The 994-nt window shown below is 43.7% G+C and carries 1 protein-coding gene; it reads right to left on the reverse strand.

Translation table 11 applies throughout. The features are described 5' to 3' along the window. Positions 1-92: 92 nt before the first annotated feature. Positions 93-908, reverse strand: a complete 816-nt coding sequence (locus tag ACF8E5_RS10755; protein ID WP_000018326.1) for an aminoglycoside O-phosphotransferase APH(3')-Ia — start codon at positions 906-908, stop codon at positions 93-95. Between the last annotated feature and the right edge of the window lie 86 nt (positions 909-994).

The raw sequence follows: 994 nt of genomic DNA on the forward strand, positions 1-994 counted from the left end.
CGTCCGGATACTGCCAGATATCGGCGTCCAGGGAGATGTCCTGAAGCGCGGTGTCCGGAATTTCAGGTTTGTGTCTCTACAAAGACTAACTATCAGAAAAACTCATCGAGCATCAAATGAAACTGCAATTTATTCATATCAGGATTATCAATACCATATTTTTGAAAAAGCCGTTTCTGTAATGAAGGAGAAAACTCACCGAGGCAGTTCCATAGGATGGCAAGATCCTGGTATCGGTCTGCGATTCCGACTCGTCCAACATCAATACAACCTATTAATTTCCCCTCGTCAAAAATAAGGTTATCAAGTGAGAAATCACCATGAGTGACGACTGAATCCGGTGAGAATGGCAAAAGCTTATGCATTTCTTTCCAGACTTGTTCAACAGGCCAGCCATTACGCTCGTCATCAAAATCACTAGCATCAACCAAACCGTTATTCATTCGTGATTGCGCCTGAGCGAGACGAAATACGCGATCGCTGTTAAAAGGACAATTACAAACAGGAATCGAATGCAACCGGCGCAGGAACACTGCCAGCGCATCAACAATATTTTCACCTGAATCAGGATATTCTTCTAATACCTGGAATGCTGTTTTCCCGGGGATCGCAGTGGTGAGTAACCATGCATCATCAGGAGTACGGATAAAATGCTTGATGGTCGGAAGAGGCATAAATGCCGTCAGCCAGTTTAGTCTGACCATCTCATCTGTAACATCATTGGCAACGCTACCTTTGCCATGTTTCAGAAACAACTCTGGCGCATTGGGCTTCCCATACAATCGATAGATTGTCGCACCTGATTGCCCGACATTATCGCGAGCCCATCTATACCCATATAAATCAGCATCCAGGTTGGAATTTAATCGCGGCCTCGAGCAAGACGTTTCCCGTTGAATATGGCTCATAACACCCCTTGTATTACTGTTTATGTAAGCAGACAGTTTTATTGTTCATGATGATATATTTTTATCTTGTGCAATATAACATGGGT

The organism is Pseudomonas sp. WSY_20 (assembly GCF_043104335.1).
GTDB classification, from domain to species: domain Bacteria; phylum Pseudomonadota; class Gammaproteobacteria; order Pseudomonadales; family Pseudomonadaceae; genus Aquipseudomonas; species Aquipseudomonas parafulva_B.

Bases quoted from the DNA above. Each gene is read 5' to 3' on its own strand.
- ACF8E5_RS10755 (WP_000018326.1), bottom strand. From the start codon at position 908: ATGAGCCATATTCAACGGGAAACGTCTTGCTCGAGGCCGCGATTAAAT.